Here is a 22,375-nt window from a genome sequence, read left to right on the forward strand (position 1 = left end):
GGTGCTGGAGAACGGCCCGACCGTCCGCTACCCGGAGCCGCCGCCGTTCGGCACCGCCTACGGCTCGCCCGCGCCGCCGCCGCGCAAGGCCTGGCGCAGGCCCTCCAAGCTCGTGCTGGCGACCGCCCTCGCCGCGCTGCTCGGCCTGGGCGCCGGCTCCGGCGTCACCTACCTCGCCATGGACGGCCACGGGGACCACCAGCAGCGCTCCGCCCGCCCGGCCCCGCAGGGCGGCGGCTACGGGCCGTGGGGCGGCTTCCCGGGCTTCGGCGACCCCGGCAGCGGCGACGGCAACGGCGGCAGCGGGGACAGCAAGGGCGGCAACGGCGGTAGCGGAAGCGGCGGGAACGGGAACGGCGGGAACGGAAACGGCGGCAGCGGGGGCGGCAAGACCCGCCCGAGCGCCGACAAGGCGGTCGACGTGGTGAACCGCCTCACCGTTCCGGCCCCGACCGGCTGGGAGGCCGGCACCACCACCGACGGCTACGCCTCGCTCATCGTCGGCTCGTACACCTGCGCGGGCGGCGAGGGCGACTGCTCCCTCGGCGGCGTGAACACCGGCCGGATCGCCGGCGGCGGCACCGACGCCCAGTCGGCGGCCAAGGCCGACGTCGTCGCGGCGGCCAAGACCTCGTACGGCGACATCACCGGGCACGAGGAGCTCAAGTCGGAGGCCGTGAAGGTCAACGGCCAGGACGGCTACCTGGTCCGCTGGAAGGTGGACGCGCCCAAGGGCAACAACGGCTACGTGCAGAGCGTGGTCTTCCCGTCGGCCGACGGCAAGTCGCTGGTCTCGGTGCGCTTCGGCTTCGACATCGCCGACAAGGCGCCGGACGTCGCGGTGATGGACACCATCGTCAAGGGCATCACCGACTACAAGGGCAAGCTGCCGAGCATCCCGGGGCTGCCCGGGACCGGCTCCGGCCCGGGCTCCGGCGGCGCCGGGGGCACCACCACCTGAGCCCGCGCTCACCCGAGCCCCGCGCTCCTCACACGGCGGCGGCCCACCCGGGAGGGAATCCTCCGGGTGGGCCGCCGCCGTTCGCTGTCGCGGGTGGTGCCACGGGAACCGGACCGGACGGGGGTGTGGCCGGCCCGGTCCCGCGTCCGGCGTCAGGAGTCGTGTCGAACAGCCTCGACACGACGGCGCCGGAGCACCATGCCGGCCCAGCCGACGCCGATCGCGGCGGCGCCGGCGAGCAGCAGCGGACCGGTGGACGAGGTGCCGCCCACGGCCGCGGAGGCGGTCGGGACCACCTGGCCGGCCGGGGAGTCGGGGTCCCCGCCGTGGCCGTGGTGGGCGACCGTGGACTTGGACGCGTCGGCGGCGATCTGGGCGTCGCTGGGCGCGGCCGGGGCCTGGGCGGCGAGCGCGGACACGGCGGTGGTGGAGGCGCCGAAGTCGACGTCGGAGCAGGCGTAGAAGGCCTCCGGGCTGTCGCTGCGCTGCCACACCGTGTACAGGACCTGGCGGCCGGTGCGCTGCGGCAGGGTGCCGGAGTAGGAGTAGGAGCCGTTGACGGCGTTGCGGTCGACCTGCACCTTGGCCACCGGGGTCGCGTCGAGGTCCGACCACTTCAGCGGCTTGGTCGGGTCGTAGCCCGGCTTGGTGATGTAGACGGTCTGGGTGCCGACGTGCGGCGCGGTGGTGCGGAACTGGAAGGTGAAGGCGCCGGCCTTCACCGCGGTGGCCGGCCAGTCGGTGCGCGGCCAGTCCAGCGCGGCGTACTTGTCGCGGTTGGCCGAGCAGAGCTTGCCGTCCGGGATCACCGCCTGGTGGTTGCCGTTGGCGTTGGCGATGTTGACCTCGTTCCAGTCGTAGAGCGGCTGGGTGCCGCTCGCGGCGACGAGGTCCTTGCAGATCTGGGACACCGGGTGCTCGGGGCCCTCGGCGTAGCAGGCGGCGACCCGGCTCACGGGGTTGGTCATCGTGCCGTGGGCGCTGGCGGTGCCGGCGGTGGCACCGGCCACCGCGAGGACCGCGGCGCCGATCACGCCGACGGACAGGGCACTTCGCTTGATGGACATGGGGTGGGGACTCCTTGACCGTCGTTCCGGGCGTGCGTGGGGGAACGGGCACGCCTGCCCGTTCGGGAGCCGCCGGCCCGGCGCGCGGCCCCCGGCCAGAGCGTAGGATTGGTCTGGACCAGAAGGCAATAGCCGCGCGTGCTGTGCTTGTTGACGCACTGTAGGCCCCGGAACAGCGCAAAGGCCCGATGGACGGCAGTGGTTAGCCGTTCCATCGGGCCCAGTTAAGGCTCCGGAAAGGTCAGCTCCCGATGTCGCGGGCCGTGATGGTGCCGGCCTGGATCACGATGCCGCCGCTGACCGTCATGTCCTTGAGCTCGTTGTGCACCACGTTCGGCCGCTCGGCCGGCTTCGGGGCGAACTCGTCGAGGATGGCCTGGAGTTCGGCGACCGCGGCCGGGTCGTTGGCCAGCAGCCGGCGCAGCTTCGGCTCCCACTCGCCCTGCACGCTCCGGGCGGCGGACTCGCCGTCGCCCTCCCGTGCCGCGACCAGCTCGGCCTGGGCCTCGTCCAGTTCCTCGGAGACCGAGTCCGCCCTGCGGCCGAACAGCGCGGCGACCCGCGGCCTGACCCGGTCCCAGGCCGAGGTGACCATGAGGCCGGCCAGCGCGGTCGCACCCCTCGTCGCAATCTCCGTGATCTCGGCGTCCATGCCGCTCCCCTCGTCACTGCCGCGGTGTCGGGCACCACGCTAGGGCAGCGGCGGACGAAGCGTCAGAGGAACGTCTTCCCCTCACCCCGGTACGTCGGCACGGTCCGGACGATCCGGTCGCCCTCGACCAGGTGCAGCTCGGCGAAGCGTTCGCACAGCTCGCCCGCCTTCGCGTGCCGGAACCAGACCCGGTCGCCGATCAGCAGGTCGTCCGCGGCCGGGCCGAGCAGCGGGGTCTGCACCTCCCCGGCGCCCTCCATCGGGTCGTAGCGCAGCCCGGCCGGCAGGTAGGGGACCGGCGAGCGGTCCGGGCCGGCCGCGCCGGAGGCCGGGTAGCCGCCGCCGAGCACCGTCACCACGCCGAGGCCGGGGCGGCGCACCACGGGCTGGCCGAACAGCGCGGCCGGGCGGCCGCGGAAGGAGCGGTAGTTGTCGAACAGCTGCGGCAGGTACAGCCCGGAGCCGGCCGCCACCTCGGTGACGGCGCGCTCGGCCACGGTGGACTCCACGCTGCCGGTGCCGCCGCCGTTGACGAACTCCAGGTCGGCCACCTGCCGCAGCCGCCGCACCGTCGCCGCCCGCCGCTCGGCCAGCTCGGTCCTCGCCCTGGCCTGCATCAGCCGGATCAGCTGCGAGCGCACCGGCCGTCCCGGCACCCGGTCGCCCACCCCGGCGACGTGCCCCTCGTACGCCATCAGGCCGACCACCCGGAAGCCCCGGCGGCGCTGGACGAGTTCGGCGAAGGCGCCGAGGTCCTCGGGGGTGCGCAGCGGCGAGCGCCGGGCGCCCACCCGGACCCGGCCGCCGAGCAGGTGCAGCGAGGTGTCCAGCTCCAGGCAGACCCGGACCTCGGCGTCGCCGCCCCGGGCCCCGTCGATCAGGTCCAGCTGGGCCGGGTCGTCCAGCACGACGGTGATCTCGCGGGCGGCCTCCGGGTCGGCGGTCAGCTCGGCGAAGCCGGCCCGGTCGGCGGAGGGGTAGGCGAGCAGGACGTCGCGGACGCCGGTGCGGGCCAGCCAGAGCGACTCGTCCAGGGTGAAGCTCATCACCCCGAGGAAGCCGTCCACGGCCAGGGCCCGCTCCAGCAGCGCCCGGCAGCGGACCGACTTGCTGGCCAGCCGGATCGGCTTGCCGCCCGCCCGGCGGACCAGGTCGGCGGCGTTCGCGTCGAACGCGGCGAGGTCCACGACGGCCACGGGGCCGTCCAGGTGGGCGGTGGCGCGGTCGTACCGGAGGCGGTCGGAGACCGGGGCGGGCGCGGTCGCGGGCGCGTCGAGGATCACCATGGGCGCAGGGTGCCACACCGCGCTACCGGGGGGTAGGCCCCGCGTGCAGGGAACTGGGGCCGCTCGCGCGCGGTGGCATAGGGTCGGGCGGGTGGACCGCAAAGACTTCTCCAACCCGGCGTTCGTCGGCAAGAGCATCCCGAATCCCGGCTTCTCCGACGACGACGGCACCGCCGACCCGGCGCTCGTCGAGGCCCTCGCCCGCTGGTCGCAGGACCGCGCGGCCGAGCCGGCGGTGCTGGCGGCGCTGACCCCCACCCGGCTGATGGTCCCGATCGTCGCGATCCTCGGCGAGGTCGAGGTGGACGAGCACGGGCACCGGCACGACAAGACCAGCGACATGGCCGTCCCGGTCCTGGAGGCCCCGGACGGGCGCCGCGCGCTGCCGGCCTTCACGTCGCTGGAGGCGCTCGCCCGCTGGCGCGCCGACGCCAGGCCGGCGCCGACGGCGGCCCCGCAGGCCGCGATGGTCGCCTTCTCGGAGCGCGCCGACACCCTGCTGATCGACCCGGCGGGGCCGGTGCCCTTCCAGCTGAGCGGTGCCCGGCTGCGGGCGCTCGCGGAGAACCGCGCGTTCGTGCCGCCGGTCCTGGACCCGGAGGTGCGCGAGGCGGTCCGCGGGCTGCTGGCGGCCGAGCCGCAGGTGGTCAGCGGGCTGCTGGCGGGCTCGGAGGACTCGGACGGGGTGCTCGCGGTGGTGTTCGACCCGGCGCTGGACCAGGCCGGGCTACAGGCGGCCGCGCAGCGGGTCGGGCAGGCGGTGGCCGCCGACCCGGTGCTGCGGGTGCGGCTGGACCGGGGGCTGGACCTCGCGGTGCTGCCGGCGAGCGCGGAGCTGCCGGGGGAGCGGCTCTACCAGCGGTAGACGGGAACAGGAGCACCTACTGCTCCAGTAGGTGCTCCTGTCCTGAGCCGGTCTCAGGAGTAGACCGGCCCGGTGAACTTCTCGCCCGGTCCGGTGCCCGGCGCGTCCGGGACGATGGAGGCCTCGCGGAACGCGAGCTGGAGCGAGCGCAGCCCGTCACGCAGCGGGGCGGCGTGGAAGTTGCTGACCTCCGGGGCACCGGCGGTGACCAGCCCGGCCAGCGCGGTGATCAGCTTGCGGGCCTCGTCCAGGTCCTTGTCCTTCTCGCCGCCCTCGGCGAGACCGCACTTGACGGCGGCGGCGCTCATCAGGTGCACCGCCACGGTGGTGATCACCTCGACGGCCGGGACCTCGGCGATGTCGCGGGTGAGGTCGTCGAAGCCGATCGCGTCGTCGTCCGCGCCGGGGTTCTGGGTGGGCTCGCTGCTCAAGGGGGGCTCGTTCCATCGTGTCGATCGGTCCGTACCCATGGAGCGTACAAGGGGCCCCATCCGCGCCGGGACACGGCCGTATCCGCACCGGGAGGCGGTCGTGTCCGTGCCCACGCGCGACCGTGGGGCGGGGCGGAATAGCGTTCGACAGCGTGACCCTGTAAGCTTCGAGACTGACCGGCCGGGATCCCGTATGGGCACCTGGCCAGCAAGTGGAGGCTCCACCGAGGAGGCCCGAGAGGGCAACCGCGAAAGTCTCCCACCTGGTCGGCCTCAGGGCCGACGGGTCCCGGTCCGCGACGGGCGCCTCTGGCGCCGAGTCGCCGCAACGCCCCTCACCGGGCGTCGCCCCCGGTTGTGTGGAGCCCCGCTTGTACCGAGCGGGGCTTTTTTCGTGTGGCGGTGTACGTACCGGACAGCGCAGCACGAATGAAGCCCCGCCCAGTGGTCGAGTCCACTACGTGCGACCGCCGTCCGACGGCCGCATCGCAGAAGGTGCAACCGAGGAGGCCCCATCAGCACCGAGCCCCGCATCAACGACCGGATTCGCGTCCCCGAGGTGCGACTCGTCGGTCCCAGCGGCGAGCAGGTCGGCATCGTGCCGCTTGCCAAGGCGCTGGAGCTCGCGCAGGAGTACGACCTCGACCTGGTCGAGGTCGCGGCGACCGCCCGGCCGCCGGTGTGCAAGCTCATGGACTACGGCAAGTTCAAGTACGAGTCGGCCATGAAGGCCCGTGAGGCGCGCAAGAACCAGGCGCACACGGTCATCAAGGAGATGAAGCTCCGGCCGAAGATCGACCCGCACGACTATGACACCAAGAAGGGTCACGTCGTTCGGTTCCTCAAGCAGGGCGACAAGGTCAAGATCACGATCATGTTCCGCGGTCGTGAGCAGTCCCGCCCCGAGCTGGGCTTCCGTCTGCTTCAGCGGCTTGCCGACGACGTCCAGGACCTGGGCTTCGTCGAGTCCTCGCCCAAGCAGGACGGCCGAAACATGATCATGGTCCTTGGCCCGCACAAGAAGAAGACCGAGGCGATGGCCGAGGCCCGCGCCCTCGCGGACGCCCGCAAGGCCGAGCGTCAGGGCCGCGTCGCCGGCTCCGACGCCCCTGCGGACGCCGAGGAGGACGACGCCCTGGACGCTGCGATCGAGGCGGACGACGCCCTGGACGCCGCGGCCGAGGCGGACGACGCCGTGGACGCCGTGACCGAGGCGCAGGACGCCCCGGCCGAGGCGCCGGCCGACGAGGCCGACGCTCCGGTCGAGCAGCCGGCCGCCTCCCAGGGCGCCTGAGCCTTCACCGGCCAGGAGGCCCGGGAGACCGGCCCACAGGGTGACGGGGCGTCCCGCCCGGTCACCGCAGATCCATCCAGTTCGCGCCCGCGTGGCAGCAGCCGCGCGGGCGTGGACGGGACCGACGAGGAGATACGGCGAAATGCCGAAGCAGAAGACGCACAGTGGCGCCAGCAAGCGCTTCAAGATCAGTGGCTCTGGCAAGGTGCTGCGCGAGCGCGCCGGCCGCCGCCACCTCCTGGAGCGCAAGCCCTCGACGCTGACCCGCAAGCTGGCCGGGACCGTCGTGGCCGCCCCCGGTGACGCCAAGAAGATCAAGAAGCTTCTCGGCAAGTGATCGCCCTCCCGCCCGGTGCGAGCCGTCGGCGGGGCAGCTGATCCTTCCCGACCCATTCGAATGACGGACCACGTGAAGTAGTCCGTGGTCCAACCCAAGGAGTAATCAAGTGGCACGCGTCAAGCGGGCAGTCAACGCCCACAAGAAGCGCCGGGTCATCCTGGAGCGCGCCAGCGGCTACCGTGGCCAGCGCTCGCGCCTGTACCGCAAGGCCAAGGAGCAGGTCACCCACTCGCTGGTCTACAACTTCAACGACCGCAAGAAGCGCAAGGGCGACTTCCGTCAGCTGTGGATCCAGCGCATCAACGCTGCGGCCCGTGCCAACGGCATCACCTACAACCGCTTCGTGCAGGGTCTGAAGGCCGCCAGCGTCGAGATCGACCGCAAGATGCTGGCCGACCTGGCCGTCAACGACCCGGGTGCGTTCGCCTCCCTGGTCGAGGTCGCCCAGAAGGCGCTGCCGGCCGACGTGAACGCCCCGAAGGCCGCCGCGGACGCCGCCTGATCTTCCGAGATCGGTTGAGCTCTCACCGGACCCGCAGGCTCTCCTGCGGGTCCGGTTCTGCGTTCTTCCCTCCTCCTCCAGCCTCCGTCAGCGCCTCCAGAGAACCGAGACCATGCCGAGCACCGAGACCCCCCTGCTCACCTCCCTGCGCTCGCCGCGCGTCGTCGCCGCCCGCCGGCTCGCCAAGCGGAACCAGCGCACCAAGGAGCGCCGCTTCCTGGCCGAGGGCCCGCAGGCCGTCCGGGAGGCCGTCTCCTTCGGCCGGCTGCCGGGGACGGCCGAGCACGCCGTGGTCGAGGTGTACGTGGGCCTGGAGGCCGCCGAGCGGCACGCGGACATCGTCGAGGCCGTCCTGGCCGAGGGGCTGCCGGTGCTGACCGCCACCGACGAGGTGATCGCCGGGATCTGCGACACCGTGACCCCGCAGGGCATCGTGGCGCTCTGCCGCTTCATCGACACCCCGTTCGACGAGGTGCTCAAGGCCCGCCCCAAGCTGGTCGCGGTCCTCGCCCACGTGCGCGACCCCGGGAACGCCGGGACGGTGCTGCGCACCGCCGACGCGGCCGGCGCGGACGCCGTGGTGCTCACCGACGCCTCGGTGGACCTCTACAACCCGAAGGCCGTCCGGGCCTCCGTGGGCAGCCTGTTCCACCTGCCGGTGGCGGTCGGCGTGCCGGTCGAGGAGGCCGTCGGCAGGCTGCGCGAGGCCGGTGTCCGGGTGCTCGCCGCGGACGGCGCGGGCGAGCGCGACCTGGACCGGGAGCTGGACGAGGGCACCCTGGGCGCACCCGGCGCATGGGTGTTCGGCAACGAGGCGTGGGGGCTTCCGGAGGAGACCCGCGCGCTCGCCGACGAGGTCGTGCGCGTCCCGATCCACGGTCACGCCGAGAGCCTCAACCTGGCCACCGCGGCGGCCGTCTGCCTGTACGCCTCGGCGCGCGCGCAGCGTTCGCCCGGCGGCTGCCGCGCGCAGGCCTGACGTACCCGGGGAGGTCGCCGGTGCTCCGCGCCGACCCCGCCTCCGCCAGGCGGCGCACGCGCCCCGGCCGCCCCGGTCCGATCGGACAGGATCCACCCCGCAAGCCCTACTGCGGGCGCCTGGGAGGCGCTAGGGTCTGCCTCTGTGGGGGGAACGGCACGGTGGGTAATCGGGGAGGCAACCCATGGTCGGCAGCGGACCCGAGCTCGACCCGGACGACCTACCGGACGGCCTGGTGGTCGCCGACGCGCTGGGCCGGGTGGTCTGCTTCAACCGGGCCGCGGCCCGGCTCACCGGCGTGCTCCCGAAGGCCGCGCTCGGCGGCGCCCTGGAGGACGTCCTCCCGCTGGAGGACCTGGACGGCCGCCGCTGGTGGCAGCTGACCGACCCGTACGGCGGACTGGCCATCCGCACCCGCCAGCCGGAGCGCAACCTGCTGCTGCCCGGGGGGCGTGAGGTGCTGGTCTCCGCCCGGTACGTCCGCCGCGCGCCCTGCGGGCCGCTGGAGCGCCTGGTGATCGCCCTGCGCGGCACCGAGGCCCGGCGCCGCACCGAGCGCAGCCACGCCGAGCTGATCGCCACCGTGGCGCACGAGCTGCGCTCCCCGCTGACCAGCGTCAAGGGCTTCACGGCGACGCTGCTGGCCAAGTGGGAGCGGTTCACCGACGGGCAGAAGCGGCTGATGCTGGAGACCGTGGACGCCGACGCCGACCGGGTCACCCGGCTGATCGCCGAGCTGCTGGACATCTCCCGGATCGACGCGGGCCGGCTGGAGCTGCGCAAGCAGGTGGTCGACCTGGCGGCGGCGGTGCGCCGGCACGTCGAGCGCAAGGTCGCCACCGGCATCCCCGAGGAGCGCTTCGACATCCGGATCGGCGAGCCGCTGACGGTGCTGTGGGCCGACCCGGACAAGGTCGACCAGGTGCTCGCCAACCTGCTGGAAAATGCGGTGCGGCACGGCGAGGGAACTGTCACGATCGAGGTGGCACCGGCCAAGGAGGTCGTCGAGGCGCCCCTCTGGGAGCGCAACGGCACCCCGCCCCGCATCGTGGAAGGCACAGCGGTCACCGTGAGCGACGAAGGCAGTGGCATCCCCGAGGACTCGATGCCGCGCGTCTTCACGCGCTTCTGGCGCGGGTCCAAGCGCGGTGGCACGGGCCTGGGCCTCTACATCGTCAAGGGCATCGTGGAGGCCCACGGCGGCTCGATCCGCGTCGACCGCGCGCCCGGCGGCGGCGCCCGGTTCCGATTTATCCTGCCCGCCGGCGTGCCCGACTTCATGCTCTGAAAGAGCATGAACGACAAGCACCGCATGCTCTGAAAGAGCATGAACGACCAGCACAGCATGGTGTAGGTCGGGGCCGGGCGGGCTTCACGGCAGCCGCGCTACGCGCTGCGACTACACTCGACCTTTGGCGTTGCGCAACGCCCTGCGCGGCTGAGCCGCGGACACCACTCCCGTGAGCCTCCGGTGAACGGCGACCGGCTGCCCGTGCCCCGGCCCCGCCGGGCGTGACGTGAAGGCGACCCCACACCTGAGCACGGACGAGCAGGAGCACGGGAAAGATAGAGATGTCGGCACCCAACAAGTCGTACGACCCGGTCGAGGTCGAGGCACTCAAGCCCGAGGTGGTGGAGCAGGCGCGGGACGAGGCGATCGCCGCGTTCGCCGCCGCCGGCTCCCTGGACGAGCTGAAGCAGGCCAAGGTCGCCCACACCGGCGACCGCTCGGCGCTCTCGCTCGCCAACCGCGAGATCGGCGCCCTCCCCCCGCACGCCAAGGCCGCAGCGGGCAAGCTGATCGGCCAGGCCCGCGGGGCCGTCAACCAGGCCCTCGCCAAGCGGCAGGCCGAACTGGAGGCGGAGCGCGACGCCCGCGTGCTGGTCGAGGAGGCGGTGGACGTCACGCTGCCGTACGACCGCGCCCCGCGCGGCGCCCGGCACCCGCTGACCACCATGGCCGAGCGCATCGAGGACACCTTCGTCGCGATGGGCTACCAGGTGGCCGAGGGCCCCGAGGTCGAGGCCGAGTGGCTGAACTTCGACGCCCTCAACCTGGGCCCGGACCACCCGGCCCGCTCCATGCAGGACACCTTCTTCGTCCAGGCCCCGGACGGCTCCGCCGACTCCGGCGTGGTGCTGCGCACCCAGACCTCCCCGGTCCAGGCCCGCACCATGCTCGACCGCGAGCCCCCCGTCTACGTGGTCTGCCCGGGCCGGGTCTACCGGACGGACGAGCTGGACGCCACCCACACCCCGGTCTTCCGGCAGGTCGAGGGCCTCGCGGTGGACGAGGGCATCACCTTCGCCGACCTCAAGGGCACCATCGAGGTGCTGGTCGAGAAGCTGATCGGCGGCGGCCTGGAACTGCGCTGGCGCCCGTCCTACTTCCCGTTCACCGAGCCGAGCGCGGAGATCGACCTCCAGTGCTTCGTGTGCCGCGGCGCGAGCGTCGGAAACCCGGACCGGCCGTGCCGCACCTGCTCCTCCGAGGGCTGGATCGAGCTCGGCGGCTGCGGCGTGGTCAACCCGCGGGTGCTGGTCGCCTGCGGTGTCGACCCGAACCGCTACAGCGGGTTCGCCTTCGGCCTGGGCCTGGAGCGGATCCTGATGAATCGTCACAACGTCGCCGACATGCGCGACATGGTCGAGGGTGACGTCCGCTTCACCCTCCCGTTCGGGATGGAGATCTGATGCGCGTCCCGCTTTCCTGGCTGCGTGAGTACGTCGACCTGCCGGCCGGCGAGACGGGCCGTGACGTCGCGGAGCGCCTGGTCAGGGCCGGCCTGGAGGTCGAGACCGTCGAGCAGCTCGGCACGGACCTCAAGGGCCCGCTGGTGGTCGGCGAGGTGCTCTCCATCGAGGAGCTGGCCGGCTTCAAGAAGCCGATCCGGCACTGCTTCGTCAACGTCGGCGACGCCAACGGCACCGGTGAGCCGCAGGAGATCGTCTGCGGTGCGACCAACTTCGCCGTCGGCGACAAGGTCGTGGTCGTGCTCCCGGGCGCGGTGCTGCCCGGCCCGTTCCCGATCGCGGCCCGCAAGACCTACGGCCACACCTCGGCCGGCATGATCTGCTCCGCCCGCGAGCTGGGCATGGGTGACGACCACAACGGCATCATCGTGCTCCCGCCGGAGTTCGAGCCCGGCACCGACGCCATCGAGCTGCTCCAGCTCGTCGACGAGGTGCTCGACATCGCCGTCACCCCGGACCGCGGCTACTGCCTGTCCATGCGCGGCGTGGCCCGCGAGGCCGCCGCCGCGTACGGGCTGCCGCTGGCCGACCCGGCGCTGCTCGACGTGCCGCCGGCGAACTCCTTCGGCTACCTGGTGAAGGTCAACGACCAGACCGGCTGCGACCGCTTCGTGGCCCGTACGGTCATCGGCGTCGACCCGAACGCCAAGTCCCCGATCTGGCTCCAGCGCAGGCTCCAGAAGTCGGGCATCCGGCCGATCTCGCTGACCGTCGACATCACCAACTACGTGATGCTGGAGGTCGGCCAGCCGCTGCACGCCTACGACAAGCAGCGGGTGGACGGCCCGATCACGGTCCGCCGGGCGGAGCAGGGCGAGACCCTCACCACCCTCGACGGCGTGGAGCGCAAGCTCTCCGCCGAGGACCTGCTGATCTGCGACAACAGCGGCCCGATCGGCCTGGCCGGCGTGATGGGCGGCGCCTCCACCGAGATCCTCGACCCGGCCGCCGGCCCGGGCACCACCGAGGTGATCATCGAGGCGGCGCACTTCGACGCGGTCGCCATCGCCCGCAGCGCCAAGCGGCACAAGCTGCCCTCCGAGGCGTCCAAGCGCTTCGAGCGCGGCGTCGACCCGGACGCCTCCCGCGCCGCCGCGCAGCGCGCCGTCGACCTGCTGGTCCTGATCGCCGGCGGCACCGCCGAGGCCGGGGTCACCGACATCGCGGCCCCGCACCCGGTGCGCACCATCACCATCGCCGCCGACCTGCCCGACCGGGTGGCCGGCACCGGGTACGGCCGCGAGACCGTCACCCGGCGTCTCCAGGAGATCGGCTGCTCGGTCTCCGGCGCCGACGTCCTGGAGGTCACCCCGCCGACCTGGCGCCCCGACCTCACCGACCCGTACGACCTCGCCGAGGAGGTCATCCGGCTGGAGGGCTACGACAACGTCCCCGCCCGGATGCCCGACGTGCCCCCGGGCAAGGGCCTGACCGAGGCCCAGCGGGTGAACCGCCGGATCGGCGTCGCGGTGGCCGGGGCCGGCTACGTCGAGGTCAACAACTACCCGTTCATCGGCGAGGCCGTCTTCGAGGCGCTCGGCCTGGAGGCGGACGACCGGCGCCGTCGCACGGTGAAGCTGGTCAACCCGCTGAACGACGAGGAGCCGGCGCTGCGCACCACGCTGCTGCCGGGCCTGCTCGGCGCGCTGCGCCGCAACGTCGGCCGGGGCAACACCGACCTGGCGGTCTTCGAGACCGGCACGGTCTTCCTGCCCAAGGACGAGCTGTCCGTGGCGCCGCGTCCGGCCGTCGACCACCGGCCCAGCGACGAGGAGCTCGCCGAGCTGGACGCCGCGCTGCCGGACCAGCCGCGCCGGATCGCCGTCGCCCTCGCGGGCGAGCGGCTGCCGTCGGGCTGGTGGGGCAAGGGCGCCCAGGCCTTCTGGGCGGACGCCGTCGAGGCGGCCCGTACGGTGGCCCGCGCGGCCGGCGTCGAGCTGACCGTCCGCCAGGGGCAGCTGGCGCCCTGGCACCCGGGCCGCTGCGCCGAGCTGCTGGTGGCCGGCACCGACCGGGTGGTCGGCCACGCCGGTGAGCTGCACCCGCGGGTGGTCAAGGCGCTCGGGCTGCCGGCCCGCACCGCCGCGATGGAGATCGACATCGACCTGCTCACCGCCGACGGCGCGGCCCGGGTCAACGGCCCGACCGTCTCCGGCTTCCCGGTGGCGACCCAGGACGTCGCGCTGATCGTCGACACCGCCGTCCCGGCCGCCGACGTCGAGGCCGCGCTGCGCTCCGGCGCGGGCGAACTGCTGGAGGCCATCCGGCTGTTCGACGTGTTCACCGGCGAGCAGGTCGGCGAGGGCAAGAAGTCGCTGGCGTACGCGCTGCGCTTCCGCGCGGTCGACCGCACCCTGACCGCCGACGAGGCCACCGCCGCCCGCGAGGCGGCCGTCGCCGAGGCCGTCGCCCGCACCGGCGCGGTGCTGCGCGGCGCCTGACGCGGCAGCGGCTGACGAAGGGCCCCGCCCCGGACCACGAGTCCGGGGCGGGGCCCTTCGCCTTTCCCTGGGTTGACGGATCATCAGTCCGTCGCTTATCTCTTTACCTATGGAAGTAGATAAAGAAGCGGACCAGCCCTCCCCGATCGAGTTCCGCCTGGACCCGGCCTCCGGCGTCCCGACCTACCTGCAACTCGTGCAGCAGGTCGAACAGGCGCTGCGGATGGGCTGGCTGACCGAGGGGGACCGGCTGCCCAGGGTGCGCGAGGCGGTGGCCGGACTGGCGATCAACCCGAACACGGTGCTCAAGGCGTACCGCGAGCTGGAGCACCGCGGCCTCGCGGTCGGCCGCCGGGGCCAGGGCACCTTCGTGCGGGGCCTGCCGGCCGGGGTGGTGCCGCTGCGCGAACGGGCAGCGCTGCGCCGGGGGCTGCTGGACTGGATGCGCTCGGCGCGGACCGCCGGGCTGGACGAGGAGGGGATGGCCGCGGTGTTCGAGGACGCGCTGCGCGACCTGCGCGAGGGCCGGGACGGGGTGGTGGCCTGATGGCCGCGGACACGGTGATCGACTGTGCCGGGCTCGGCAAGCGCTACCGCCGCTCCTGGGCGCTGCGGGACTGCCGGCTCGCCGTGCCCGCCGGGCACGTGGTGGCCCTGGTCGGCCCGAACGGCGCCGGCAAGACCACGCTGCTCGGCCTCGCCGCGGGGCTGGCCCTGCCCAGTGAGGGCGCGCTGACCGTCCTCGGCGACCAGGCACCCGGCTCGCCGCGCGCGTTGGACCGGATCGGATTCGTCGCCCAGAACGCCGCGCTCTATCCGGGCCTGCCCGTCCGCGACCTGCTGGCGATGGGGCGTCATCTCAACCGCCGCTGGGACGGGGGCCGGGCCCGCGCCCACCTGGAGGGCCTCGGCATCCCGCTGGACCGCAGGTACGGCCGCCTCTCCGGCGGCCAGCAGGCCCAGGTGTCGCTCGCCCTGGCCCTCGCCAAACGCCCCGAACTCCTGCTGCTGGACGAGCCCCTGGCGGCCCTGGACCCGCTCGCCAGGCACGACTTCATGGCCGTGCTGCTGACCGCGGTGGCCGAGGACGGCATGTCGGTGGTGTTCTCCTCACACGCCGTCAACGAGCTGGAGCAGAGCTGCGACTACCTGGTGGCGCTCGGCGCCGGCCGGGTCCAGGTGGCGGGGGAGGTGGACGATCTGCTGGGCGGCCACCGGATGCTCACCGGTCCCACCGCCGAGGCCGGCGAGGTCGCCGGGCGGCTGCCGGTGGTCCGCGACCGCCGCGCCGGTGCCCAGTCCCACCTGCTGGTCCGTACCGGTGGCGCGGACGCTCCCGTCTCCGGCTCCTGGCGCCAACAGCGCGTCGGGCTGACGGAGTTGGTGCTCGCCTACCTGCGCGAGCCGGCCGCCTCCGCCCTCCCGGGGCCGCGCGGAGCCGTCCCTCCGAACGAGAAGGTGCTGCTGCCGTGACGTCCCCGACCCTCGCGCCGCCCCGCTCCGCCGTGCTGCGGGCGGCCGGGCTGCGCCACCGGCCGGCGCTGGTGACCCTGCTGACGATGATGGCCGTGGTCTCGCTGGCGCTGCTGGCCCACGGCTGGTACCTGCACGACGGGCTGGAGCGCACGGGCGCGAGCTCCTGTGACCCGGCCGCCGACGCCTGCACGGCCGCGTACAAGCAGTTCCTGCGCCAGTACGGCGACGGGTTGCAGGAGTTCGGCGCCGTGCTCTACGTCCTCGGCGGAGCCTTCGGGGCCTTCCTCGGAGGGCCGTTGCTGGCAAGGGAGTTCGAGCACGGCACGGTGCGCTTCGCCTGGACCCAGGGCGCCGGGCGGACCCGCTGGACGGTGGGCGGCCTGGTCGTGGGCGGCGCGGCGCTGACCGTCGTGGCGGCATTGTTCGGACTGGTGCTGCGCTGGTGGAGCGAGCCGTTGACGCTCAGGGACGGGCGGTTCAGCCCGGAGGTCTTCGTGCAGACGCCGCCGGTGCTGGTCGGCCGGGTGCTGGTGGCCTTCGGGGTCGCGGCGCTGGCCGGTGCGGTGCTGCGCCGGACGGTGGCCGCGGTGGGGGCCGGCCTGGCGGCCTCGGTCGCGCTGCCGTTCCTCGCCCACGCCGTGCGCGCGCACTACCTGCCTCCGCTGGAGGAGCCGAGGCACTCCATGGTGCCCATGGCGCTGGACGACCGCTGGGTGCTGAACGTCTGGTTCTCCGACCCGGCCGGGAACCGGATCCCCGGCGACGCGTTCTACGGCCTCGGGGACTTCGCCCGGCTCCAGGCCCTGGTGCGGGACGGCGGCTACACCGCCCACGAGGTGTACCAGCCGGCGGACCGGTTCTGGCCGTTCCAGTTCGTCGAGTCCGGCTGGACGGCGGCCCTGGGCGTGGCCGCGTGCGCGGGGGCGGTCTGGTGGGTGAGGCGCCGGGCGTACTGAGCCGTGCGACGGCGCGGGCCGGTCCGCGGCCCCAAGATCTCTTGAAGAGGTTCCGTCAAAACCCTTGCGGGAGTGCGGCCGAGGGCGTTTCCTTCTTCTCGTTAGGAAAGTTTCCTAACCCATCGAGGAATCGGAGCCGTTCCATGCGTTCGCAGCCCCGTCGTGCCCTCCGCATCGCCCTCGCCGCCGCCCTGGTGGCCGCCCCCCTGACCGTCGCGGCCACCACGGCGGCCCAGGCCGCCCCGTCGCCGGCCGCCGCCGTCCGGCTCGCCGCGGCCGGGCTGGACGACCCGCACAAGAAGGACATCGCCATGCAGCTGGTGTCCAGCGCGGAGAACTCGTCGCTGGACTGGAAGGCCCAGTACAAGTACATCGAGGACATCAAGGACGGCCGGGGCTACACCGCCGGCATCATCGGCTTCTGTTCCGGCACCGGTGACATGCTGGAGCTGGTCCAGCACTACACCGACCTGAAGCCCGGCAACGTCCTGGCCAAGTACCTGCCGGCCCTGAAGAAGGTCAACGGCACCGACTCGCACGCCGGCCTCGGCTCCGCGTTCGAGAAGGACTGGGCCACCGCCGCCAAGGACACCGTCTTCCAGCAGGCCCAGAACGACGAGCGCGACCGGGTGTACTTCAACCCCGCCGTCAGCCAGGGCAAGAGCGACGGCCTGCGCGCGCTGGGCCAGTTCGCCTACTACGACGCCATCGTGATGCACGGCCCGGGCACCAGCTCGGACAGCTTCGGCGGCATCCGCGCCGCCGCGATGAAGAAGGCCAGGACGCCTGCCCAGGGCGGCGACGAGGCCACCTACCTGAAGGCCTTCCTGGACGCCCGCAAGGTGGTCATGAAGAAGGAGGAGGCCCACTCCGACACCAGCCGGGTCGACACCGAGCAGCTGGTCTTCCTCAACGCCAAGAACTTCGACCTCAACCCGCCGCTGAAGTGGAAGGTGTACGGCGACAGCTACACCATCAACAGCTGACGTCAGGTCAAACGCGGGGCCCGGCGACCGGTTCGCGGTCGCCGGGCCCCCGTGTCCGGAAGCGCCGCGGGCGTCAGGCGCTCGCGGTGTAGTCGTAGAAGCCGCGGCCGGACTTGCGGCCCAGCAGGCCCGCGTCGACCATCCGGGAGAGCAGCGGGGGAGCGGCGTACAGCGGCTCCTTGTACTCGTCGTACATCGACTCGGCGATCGAGACGATGGTGTCCAGGCCGATCAGGTCGCACAGCCGCAGCGGGCCCATCGGGTGGGCGCAGCCGGCCTCCATGCCCTTGTCGATGTCGGAGGCGGTGGCCACGCCCGACTCGAACATCCGCACCGCGGACAGCAGGTAGGGAACCAGCAGGGCGTTGACGACGAAGCCGGCCCGGTCGCGGGCGCGGATCGGCTCCTTGTCGAGCACCTGCGAGGCGAAGGCCTCGACCCGCTCGGTGGTGGTCGCCGAGGTGGTCAGGGTCGGGATGACCTCGACCAGCTTCTGGACCGGCGCCGGGTTGAAGAAGTGCAGGCCGATCACCTGCTCGGGGCGGGTGGTGGCGGCGGCCAGCTTCACGATCGGGATCGAGGAGGTGTTGGACGCGAGGATCGCGTCGCGGCGCTCGACCACCCGGTCCAGGGTCTCGAAGATCTTGACCTTGATGTCCGCGCGCTCGGCGACGGCCTCGACCACCAGGTCGCGGTCGGCGAAGTCGGACAGCTCGACGGTGAAGGACAGCCGGGCCAGCGCCTCGTCCCGCTGCTCCGGCGTCAGCTTGCCCCGCTTGACCGCGGTGTCCAGGGAGTTGGTCAGCCGGGTGCGGCCGAACTCCAGCGCCTCGCCACTGGCCTCCGCCACCAGGACGTCCAGCCCGGCCCGGGCGAAGACCTCGGCGATGCCCGACCCCATCAGGCCGCAGCCGATCACTCCGACGCGCGCGATGTCACTCACTCAGTTGCCCTTCGGTGGAGCTGGGGGTCGCCCAGCTGCGGGGTGGCCCAGCGAGCCGCTGGACGACGGGGCCGGTGTGCCGGAATGGGTGCACCGGGCACCGCCCCGACGACGTTACTACTCCGTACCGGCCAGTAGGTCACCCCCTCCCCGGCGCGGTGCCGGTGTCAGGATTCCCCCGAACGAGTGAGGCGGCGGCCCCGGCTCCGTGTGCCGGAGCCGGCTCCGCCCGGCGGCCGACAGAATGCCGCAGACGGGGGCCGGGGGCGGAGGACGGCAGGGCCGGGGCGGAATCGGACAGGGCCGGGGACGGCGAAGGGAGCACACGGTGTCGACGGGATCGCTCGTAGGACAGGTCGCCCTGATCACCGGCGCCGGCCGGGGCATCGGCCGGGAGATCGCCATCGGCCTGGCCGCCGAGGGGATGTCCGTCGGCCTGGTCGGACGCACCCACGAGACGCTGACCGACACCCTCAAGGAGTGCGTCAAGCGCGGCTCCCGGGGTGTCGCCGTGACCGCCGACGTGACCCGCCCCGGTTCGGTGCGCGAGGCGGTCCGGGTGGTCGAGCGCGACCTCGGGCCGACCGACCTGCTGGTCAACAACGCCGGCCTGGTCGACCGCGCCGAGGTGCCGCTCTGGGAGACCGACGCCAACCAGTGGTGGCAGGTGATCGAGACCAACCTGCGCGGCCCCTACAACCTGCTGCGCTGCGTGCTGCCTGGCATGGTCGCCCGGCGGCAGGGCCGGGTGGTCAACCTCAACTCCGGCTTCGCGCTGCGCCCGGACGGCAACTACACCGCGTACGCCACCTCCAAGGGCGCGCTGCTCCAGCTCTCCGACAACATGGCGGACTCGCTCGCCCGCAACGGCATCGTCGTCCTCGACATCAGCCCCGGCGCGGTGGCCACCGACATGACCGCGGGGATGCCGATGTTCCGGGACGCCACCGCCTGGGGCTCCATCCCGTACATGGTCGCGGTCACCGTGGACGCCGCCCGGGGCCGCTTCGACGGGCTGCACGGGCGGTTCATCCACGCCGGACGGGACGACCTGGAGGAGCTGGTCAACCGGGCCGACGCGATCCGCGACTCGGACGCCCGCACCCTGCGGCTGCGCCCGTACAAGGACGACGACCCGATGGTCTGATCACCGGCTCACGCGTCCGCGCGCATGCTCACGCGTCCCCACACGTCCTCACACGTCCCCGCGCATGCTCACGCGCAGAGCCGGCTGGCGGTCACCGGCTTGAGCCCGGCCTTCGCCAGGCCGTCCAGGATGGCGGGCAGCGCGTCCACCGTGCACTGGTGGCCCAGGTGCAGCGCCACCACCGAGCCGCCGCGCGCCGCGTTCAGCACCCGGCGCTGCAGCTCGGCGGCCGGGGGGTCGTTGTAGTCGCGCGGGTCGACGTCGAAGGACAGCACGTGCTCGTACCCGACCGCCCTGGCCTGCTCGCGCACCATCGGGGTGGCGTACTGCGCGGCGGAGGGGCGGAACCAGCGGCCGATCGAGCCGGTGAGCCGCTGGAGGCGCTCCGCGCACTGGGCGATCTCGGCGCGCGCCTGGTCCGGTGTCATGGCGGAGATGTTGAGGTGGTTCTGGGTGTGGTTGCCCAGCTCGTGGCCGCCGTCCAGGATCCGCCGGGCCATCTGCGGCTGCTGGTCGAGCCAGCTGCCGACGGCCATCACGGTCACGTTGACGCCGCGCTGCTCGGCGGCCTCCAGCAGCGCGGTGGCCAGCTTCGGGTCACCGCTGCCGTGGAAGGTGAGCGCCACGTTCCCGCCGGTGCGCGGCCCGTACGCGACCTCGACCGGGGTGCCGGGGGCGAGCGGCGGCAGCGCGGGCGGGGTGGCGGGCTGGGCGGCGACCGCCGTCGGCCCGTCGGCGGCCCGGGGCTCCGCCGAGGCGGTGGGCGTGGCGGAGGCAGGGCCCTCGCCGCCGTTCCAGGCCGGGTCGGTGGTGTGCTGCGGGTCCACGGTGCCGGGGTGCGCGGCGAGCGCCCCCGGGTCGGCCCTGCGGGGCGTCCCGGTGCCGCAGGAGGTGAGGAGGGCACCGGTGGCGGCGAGGGCGGCGAACCTGGCGGTGGTGCGCAGTACGGTGCGGCGGTCGGCAGTCATCGGCAGCCAGCATAGGGACGACGGCCCCGGCGGGCGATCCGGGAGGGCCGGCCGCTCCGGGCTTGACGTGCACACATTCCGTCACCGGGTGTTGCGTAAACCTGAACTCCCGCTGTTTCCACGGTGTGTCCTTGGATACGATCACCGCGCACCGCGTGGACGGGCGGTAGCCGAACGATTCCGGCATGGCGCATTGGGGGCGGACAGGATGTACGAGGACAGCGCGGCGATCGGCCGGACCGCGGACACCGAGTGGGGCTGGGCCAGAGCCGACGACTGGCAGCCGCCGAGCGAGCTGGACACCGGCGTCCCGCACACCGCCCGGATGTACGACTACTACCTCGGCGGCAAGGACAACTTCGAGGCCGACCGCAAGGCCGCCCAGGCCGCGATATCCGCCTACCCGGCGCTGCCCCTGCTGGCCCGCACCAACCGCCAGTTCCTCGGCCGCGCCGTCGAGTTCGCGGCGAGCCGCGGCGTGCGCCAGTTCATCGACATCGGCACCGGCATCCCCGCGGTCGGCTCCACCAACGAGGTCGCCCAGCGGGTCGCCCCGGACGCCCGGGTGGTGTACGTGGACAACGACCCGATCGTCGCCACCCACGCCCGCGCCCTGCTGGCGAGCCACCCCGCCGGGCACACCTCGGTGATCGAGGCCGATCTGCGCGACCCGGCCACGATCCTCGGCCACCCCGCGCTCGCCGGAGCCGTCGACCTCTCCCAGCCGGTCGCGCTGATGCTGGTCGCCGTCCTGCACTTCATCCGCGACGAGGAGGGGGCCCAGCAGCTCGTCGGCACCCTGCGCGACGCGCTCGCCCCGGGCAGCGCGCTGATCCTCTCCCACGGCAGCCCGGACTTCGCCTCCCGCGAGAGCGCCGCCGAGGGCACCCGGATCTACAAGAGCGCGAGCGCCCCGCTCGTGCTGCGGTCGCGGGCCGGCGTCGAGCCCTTCTTCGGCGACTTCGAGTTCACCGGCCCCGGGCTCGTCCAGCTCCCGCTCTGGCGCCCCACCGCGGGCCACGTGCCCACCACCGAACTCCCCGAGGGCTGGCAGGACGTCTCGGCGTACGCCGGTGTCGCCTTCAAGAAGTAGCACCTCCCGGCTCCGTCGGGCCGGTCCCGGCACCCCCCTCCTGCGCCGGGACCGGACCGTCGAAGCCTACGGACCCCCACTGACAAGCCGTCACCGGGCGGGCTACCCTCCGGCCGTGACCACCACCCTGCCGCCGCTGCCCCCCGACGTCGCCGACCTGCTGCGGGCCGTCGACGCCCCGCCCCGACTGGTCGCCCACCTCGCGCTGGTGCACCAGGTGGCCGAGGAGATCGCCGACTTCTGCGCCCGCGAGGGCCTGGTCTTCGACGGCGGGGCGGTCCGGTACGGCGCCGCCACCCACGACATCGGCAAGACCGTCCACCCCGAGGAGCTCTCCGCCCCCGGCTCCCGGCACGAGGCCGCCGGCCACGCCCTGCTGCTCTCCCGCGGCGTGCCCGAGCACCTCGCCCGCTTCGCCCGCAGCCACGCGAGCTGGGGGGAACCCGGCGTCACCGTCGAGGAACTGCTGGTGAGCCTGGCCGACAAGGCCTGGAAGAACAAGCGCGTCCAGGATCTGGAGGACCGGGTGGTCGACAGGCTCGCCGCCGCCGGCGGGCGGGAGCGCTGGGAGGCCTTCCTCGCCCTGGACGACCTGCTCACCCGGATCGGCGAGGACGCCCCGCGGCGGCTCGCCGTCCAGGCGGCCCATCCGGTCCGCACCGGGTGAAATCGGCGCGACACGGCGGGCGGGCCGGTGTTAGTTTCCGCAGCATGGAACCCCTGGGTGAGAACGAGATCCGCGCGTCCTTCGTCAACTGCTCCAAGGGCGAGGCCCGCCGGCTCAACCTGCCCCGGGGGCTGGCCGAACTTCCCTGGGAGCAGCTGGACTTCCTCGGCTGGCGGGACCAGGGCGCGCCCGACCGGGCGTACCTGGTGGCGCCGTACGGGGGCGAGCTCGTCGGGGTGACGCTGCGCTCGCCGGTGATCCGGCGGAGCCTGACCAAGACCAACGTGTGCTCGCTGTGCATCACCGCGCACGCCGGGTCAGGGGTCGCGCTGCTCGCCGCCCGCAGGGCCGGGGCGGCCGGGCGCGAGGGCAACACGGTCGGCACGTACATCTGCGCCGACCTGGCCTGCTCGCTCTACGTGCGCGGGCTGAAGAAGTCCACCCTGGTCACCAGGCCCGACGAGTCGCTGCCGCTGGAGCAGCAGATCGACCGGACGGTGGGTAACCTCGGCGGCTTCCTCGCCAGGGTGCTCAGCACCACCACCGCCACCGCCTAACGGACCGCCG

General features: G+C 73.4%; 23 protein-coding genes. 17 read left to right on the forward strand and 6 right to left on the reverse strand.

Features of this window, described 5'->3' with window-relative positions; all coding sequences use genetic code 11:
- A partial coding sequence (locus BU198_RS26110) for a hypothetical protein (protein ID WP_188299325.1) occupies nt 1-961 on the forward strand: 961 nt, incomplete at its 5' end.
- Between the two features lie 152 nt (nt 962-1,113).
- Here BU198_RS26110 and BU198_RS26115 read toward each other — a convergent pair.
- From BU198_RS26115 to BU198_RS26125, 3 genes are all read right to left on the reverse strand, one after another.
- Nucleotides 1,114-2,028, reverse strand: a complete 915-nt coding sequence (locus BU198_RS26115) for a lytic polysaccharide monooxygenase (RefSeq protein WP_188299326.1) — start codon at nt 2,026-2,028, stop codon at nt 1,114-1,116.
- 241 nt (nt 2,029-2,269) lie between these two features.
- Nucleotides 2,270-2,680, reverse strand: a complete 411-nt coding sequence (locus BU198_RS26120; protein WP_188299327.1) for a hypothetical protein — start codon at nt 2,678-2,680, stop codon at nt 2,270-2,272.
- A gap of 62 nt (nt 2,681-2,742) precedes the next feature.
- Complete coding sequence (locus BU198_RS26125) at nt 2,743-3,966, reverse strand: amino acid deaminase/aldolase (protein WP_188299328.1); 1,224 nt, start codon at nt 3,964-3,966, stop codon at nt 2,743-2,745.
- A 91-nt stretch (nt 3,967-4,057) separates the two neighbouring features.
- On the opposite strand from BU198_RS26125, the gene BU198_RS43445 reads away from it, so the two are divergent.
- Nucleotides 4,058-4,831, forward strand: a complete 774-nt coding sequence (locus BU198_RS43445; RefSeq protein WP_317620323.1) for an SseB family protein — start codon at nt 4,058-4,060, stop codon at nt 4,829-4,831.
- Between the two features lie 53 nt (nt 4,832-4,884).
- On the opposite strand, the gene BU198_RS26135 is transcribed toward BU198_RS43445, so the two are convergent.
- Nucleotides 4,885-5,301 carry a DUF1844 domain-containing protein gene (locus BU198_RS26135; protein ID WP_401087583.1) on the reverse strand — a complete coding sequence of 139 codons (417 nt, stop codon included), beginning with the start codon at nt 5,299-5,301 and terminating at the stop codon, nt 4,885-4,887.
- 475 nt (nt 5,302-5,776) lie between these two features.
- Between BU198_RS26135 and infC the strand changes: the two genes are divergently transcribed.
- The 11 genes from infC (at nt 5,777) to BU198_RS26190 (ending at nt 16,990) form a co-directional block, all read left to right on the forward strand.
- Entirely contained in the window at nt 5,777-6,556 is a 780-nt protein-coding gene (infC, locus tag BU198_RS26140) for a translation initiation factor IF-3 (RefSeq protein ID WP_188299359.1), read from the forward strand.
- Nucleotides 6,557-6,698: 142 nt separating this feature from the next.
- Complete coding sequence (gene rpmI, locus BU198_RS26145) at nt 6,699-6,893, forward strand: 50S ribosomal protein L35 (protein WP_188299331.1); 195 nt, start codon at nt 6,699-6,701, stop codon at nt 6,891-6,893.
- A gap of 109 nt (nt 6,894-7,002) precedes the next feature.
- Nucleotides 7,003-7,398, forward strand: coding sequence for a 50S ribosomal protein L20 (gene rplT, locus BU198_RS26150; protein ID WP_030055649.1), 396 nt, complete (start codon nt 7,003-7,005; stop codon nt 7,396-7,398).
- 112 nt (nt 7,399-7,510) lie between these two features.
- The gene (locus BU198_RS26155; protein ID WP_188299332.1) at nt 7,511-8,377 is read left to right on the forward strand and encodes a TrmH family RNA methyltransferase; all 867 of its coding nucleotides are present in this window, start codon (nt 7,511-7,513) and stop codon (nt 8,375-8,377) included.
- 184 nt (nt 8,378-8,561) lie between these two features.
- Nucleotides 8,562-9,665, forward strand: a complete 1,104-nt coding sequence (locus tag BU198_RS26160) for an ATP-binding protein (protein ID WP_188299333.1) — start codon at nt 8,562-8,564, stop codon at nt 9,663-9,665.
- A 284-nt stretch (nt 9,666-9,949) separates the two neighbouring features.
- Nucleotides 9,950-11,071, forward strand: a complete 1,122-nt coding sequence (pheS, locus tag BU198_RS26165; RefSeq protein ID WP_188299334.1) for a phenylalanine--tRNA ligase subunit alpha — start codon at nt 9,950-9,952, stop codon at nt 11,069-11,071.
- Nucleotides 11,071-13,572, forward strand: a complete 2,502-nt coding sequence (gene pheT / locus BU198_RS26170; RefSeq protein ID WP_188299335.1) for a phenylalanine--tRNA ligase subunit beta — start codon at nt 11,071-11,073, stop codon at nt 13,570-13,572. Before pheS ends, pheT begins: the two co-directional genes overlap by 1 nt.
- Before the next feature lie 109 nt (nt 13,573-13,681).
- A complete protein-coding gene (locus BU198_RS26175; protein WP_188299336.1) occupies nt 13,682-14,119 on the forward strand; it encodes a GntR family transcriptional regulator in 438 nt (145 codons plus the stop codon).
- Complete coding sequence (locus tag BU198_RS26180) at nt 14,119-15,045, forward strand: ATP-binding cassette domain-containing protein (RefSeq protein ID WP_188299337.1); 927 nt, start codon at nt 14,119-14,121, stop codon at nt 15,043-15,045. The genes BU198_RS26175 and BU198_RS26180 overlap by 1 nt, the downstream gene beginning before the upstream one ends.
- The gene (locus BU198_RS26185; protein ID WP_188299338.1) at nt 15,042-16,004 is read left to right on the forward strand and encodes an ABC transporter permease subunit; all 963 of its coding nucleotides are present in this window, start codon (nt 15,042-15,044) and stop codon (nt 16,002-16,004) included. Before BU198_RS26180 ends, BU198_RS26185 begins: the two co-directional genes overlap by 4 nt.
- 143 nt (nt 16,005-16,147) lie before the next feature.
- Nucleotides 16,148-16,990: a chitosanase gene (locus tag BU198_RS26190; RefSeq protein WP_188299339.1), complete on the forward strand. Its 843-nt coding sequence runs from the start codon at nt 16,148-16,150 to the stop codon at nt 16,988-16,990.
- A gap of 73 nt (nt 16,991-17,063) precedes the next feature.
- On the opposite strand, the gene BU198_RS26195 is transcribed toward BU198_RS26190, so the two are convergent.
- Entirely contained in the window at nt 17,064-17,933 is an 870-nt protein-coding gene (locus BU198_RS26195) for a 3-hydroxybutyryl-CoA dehydrogenase (protein WP_188299340.1), read from the reverse strand.
- Nucleotides 17,934-18,261: 328 nt separating this feature from the next.
- Between BU198_RS26195 and BU198_RS26200 the strand changes: the two genes are divergently transcribed.
- Nucleotides 18,262-19,080, forward strand: a complete 819-nt coding sequence (locus tag BU198_RS26200; RefSeq protein WP_188299341.1) for an SDR family NAD(P)-dependent oxidoreductase — start codon at nt 18,262-18,264, stop codon at nt 19,078-19,080.
- A 68-nt stretch (nt 19,081-19,148) separates the two neighbouring features.
- Here the strand turns inward: BU198_RS26200 and BU198_RS26205 are convergent, their stop codons facing one another.
- Nucleotides 19,149-20,048 (reverse strand): polysaccharide deacetylase family protein, encoded by a 900-nt coding sequence (locus BU198_RS26205; protein ID WP_188299342.1) that lies wholly within the window; start codon nt 20,046-20,048, stop codon nt 19,149-19,151.
- A gap of 208 nt (nt 20,049-20,256) precedes the next feature.
- On the opposite strand from BU198_RS26205, the gene BU198_RS26210 reads away from it, so the two are divergent.
- The 3 genes from BU198_RS26210 to BU198_RS26220 all read left to right on the forward strand — a co-directional run bounded on the left by BU198_RS26210 (nt 20,257) and on the right by BU198_RS26220 (nt 22,365).
- Entirely contained in the window at nt 20,257-21,141 is an 885-nt protein-coding gene (locus tag BU198_RS26210; protein WP_188299343.1) for an SAM-dependent methyltransferase, read from the forward strand.
- A gap of 115 nt (nt 21,142-21,256) precedes the next feature.
- Nucleotides 21,257-21,808 carry an HDIG domain-containing metalloprotein gene (locus BU198_RS26215; RefSeq protein ID WP_317620324.1) on the forward strand — a complete coding sequence of 184 codons (552 nt, stop codon included), beginning with the start codon at nt 21,257-21,259 and terminating at the stop codon, nt 21,806-21,808.
- A gap of 44 nt (nt 21,809-21,852) precedes the next feature.
- Nucleotides 21,853-22,365, forward strand: a complete 513-nt coding sequence (locus tag BU198_RS26220) for an FBP domain-containing protein (protein ID WP_188299344.1) — start codon at nt 21,853-21,855, stop codon at nt 22,363-22,365.
- The last annotated feature ends 10 nt before the right edge of the window (nt 22,366-22,375 follow it).

It is taken from the genome of Streptomyces sp. CBMA156 (genome assembly GCF_014596515.1).
Taxonomy (GTDB): domain Bacteria; phylum Actinomycetota; class Actinomycetes; order Streptomycetales; family Streptomycetaceae; genus Kitasatospora.

Excerpts from the sequence above, each read along its gene's own strand:
- BU198_RS26115 (WP_188299326.1), bottom strand. The coding sequence starts at position 2,028 with ATGTCCATCAAGCGAAGTGCCCTGTCCGTCGGCGTGATCGGCGCCGCG.
- BU198_RS26120 (WP_188299327.1), bottom strand. The coding sequence starts at position 2,680 with ATGGACGCCGAGATCACGGAGATTGCGACGAGGGGTGCGACCGCGCTG.
- BU198_RS26125 (WP_188299328.1), bottom strand. The coding sequence starts at position 3,966 with ATGGTGATCCTCGACGCGCCCGCGACCGCGCCCGCCCCGGTCTCCGAC.
- BU198_RS26135 (WP_401087583.1), bottom strand. The coding sequence starts at position 5,301 with ATGGGTACGGACCGATCGACACGATGGAACGAGCCCCCCTTGAGCAGC.
- rpmI (WP_188299331.1), top strand. The coding sequence starts at position 6,699 with ATGCCGAAGCAGAAGACGCACAGTGGCGCCAGCAAGCGCTTCAAGATC.
- BU198_RS26155 (WP_188299332.1), top strand. The coding sequence starts at position 7,511 with ATGCCGAGCACCGAGACCCCCCTGCTCACCTCCCTGCGCTCGCCGCGC.
- BU198_RS26160 (WP_188299333.1), top strand. The coding sequence starts at position 8,562 with ATGGTCGGCAGCGGACCCGAGCTCGACCCGGACGACCTACCGGACGGC.
- pheS (WP_188299334.1), top strand. The coding sequence starts at position 9,950 with ATGTCGGCACCCAACAAGTCGTACGACCCGGTCGAGGTCGAGGCACTC.
- pheT (WP_188299335.1), top strand. The coding sequence starts at position 11,071 with ATGCGCGTCCCGCTTTCCTGGCTGCGTGAGTACGTCGACCTGCCGGCC.
- BU198_RS26175 (WP_188299336.1), top strand. The coding sequence starts at position 13,682 with ATGGAAGTAGATAAAGAAGCGGACCAGCCCTCCCCGATCGAGTTCCGC.
- BU198_RS26180 (WP_188299337.1), top strand. The coding sequence starts at position 14,119 with ATGGCCGCGGACACGGTGATCGACTGTGCCGGGCTCGGCAAGCGCTAC.
- BU198_RS26190 (WP_188299339.1), top strand. The coding sequence starts at position 16,148 with ATGCGTTCGCAGCCCCGTCGTGCCCTCCGCATCGCCCTCGCCGCCGCC.
- BU198_RS26205 (WP_188299342.1), bottom strand. The coding sequence starts at position 20,048 with ATGACTGCCGACCGCCGCACCGTACTGCGCACCACCGCCAGGTTCGCC.
- BU198_RS26210 (WP_188299343.1), top strand. The coding sequence starts at position 20,257 with ATGTACGAGGACAGCGCGGCGATCGGCCGGACCGCGGACACCGAGTGG.
- BU198_RS26220 (WP_188299344.1), top strand. The coding sequence starts at position 21,853 with ATGGAACCCCTGGGTGAGAACGAGATCCGCGCGTCCTTCGTCAACTGC.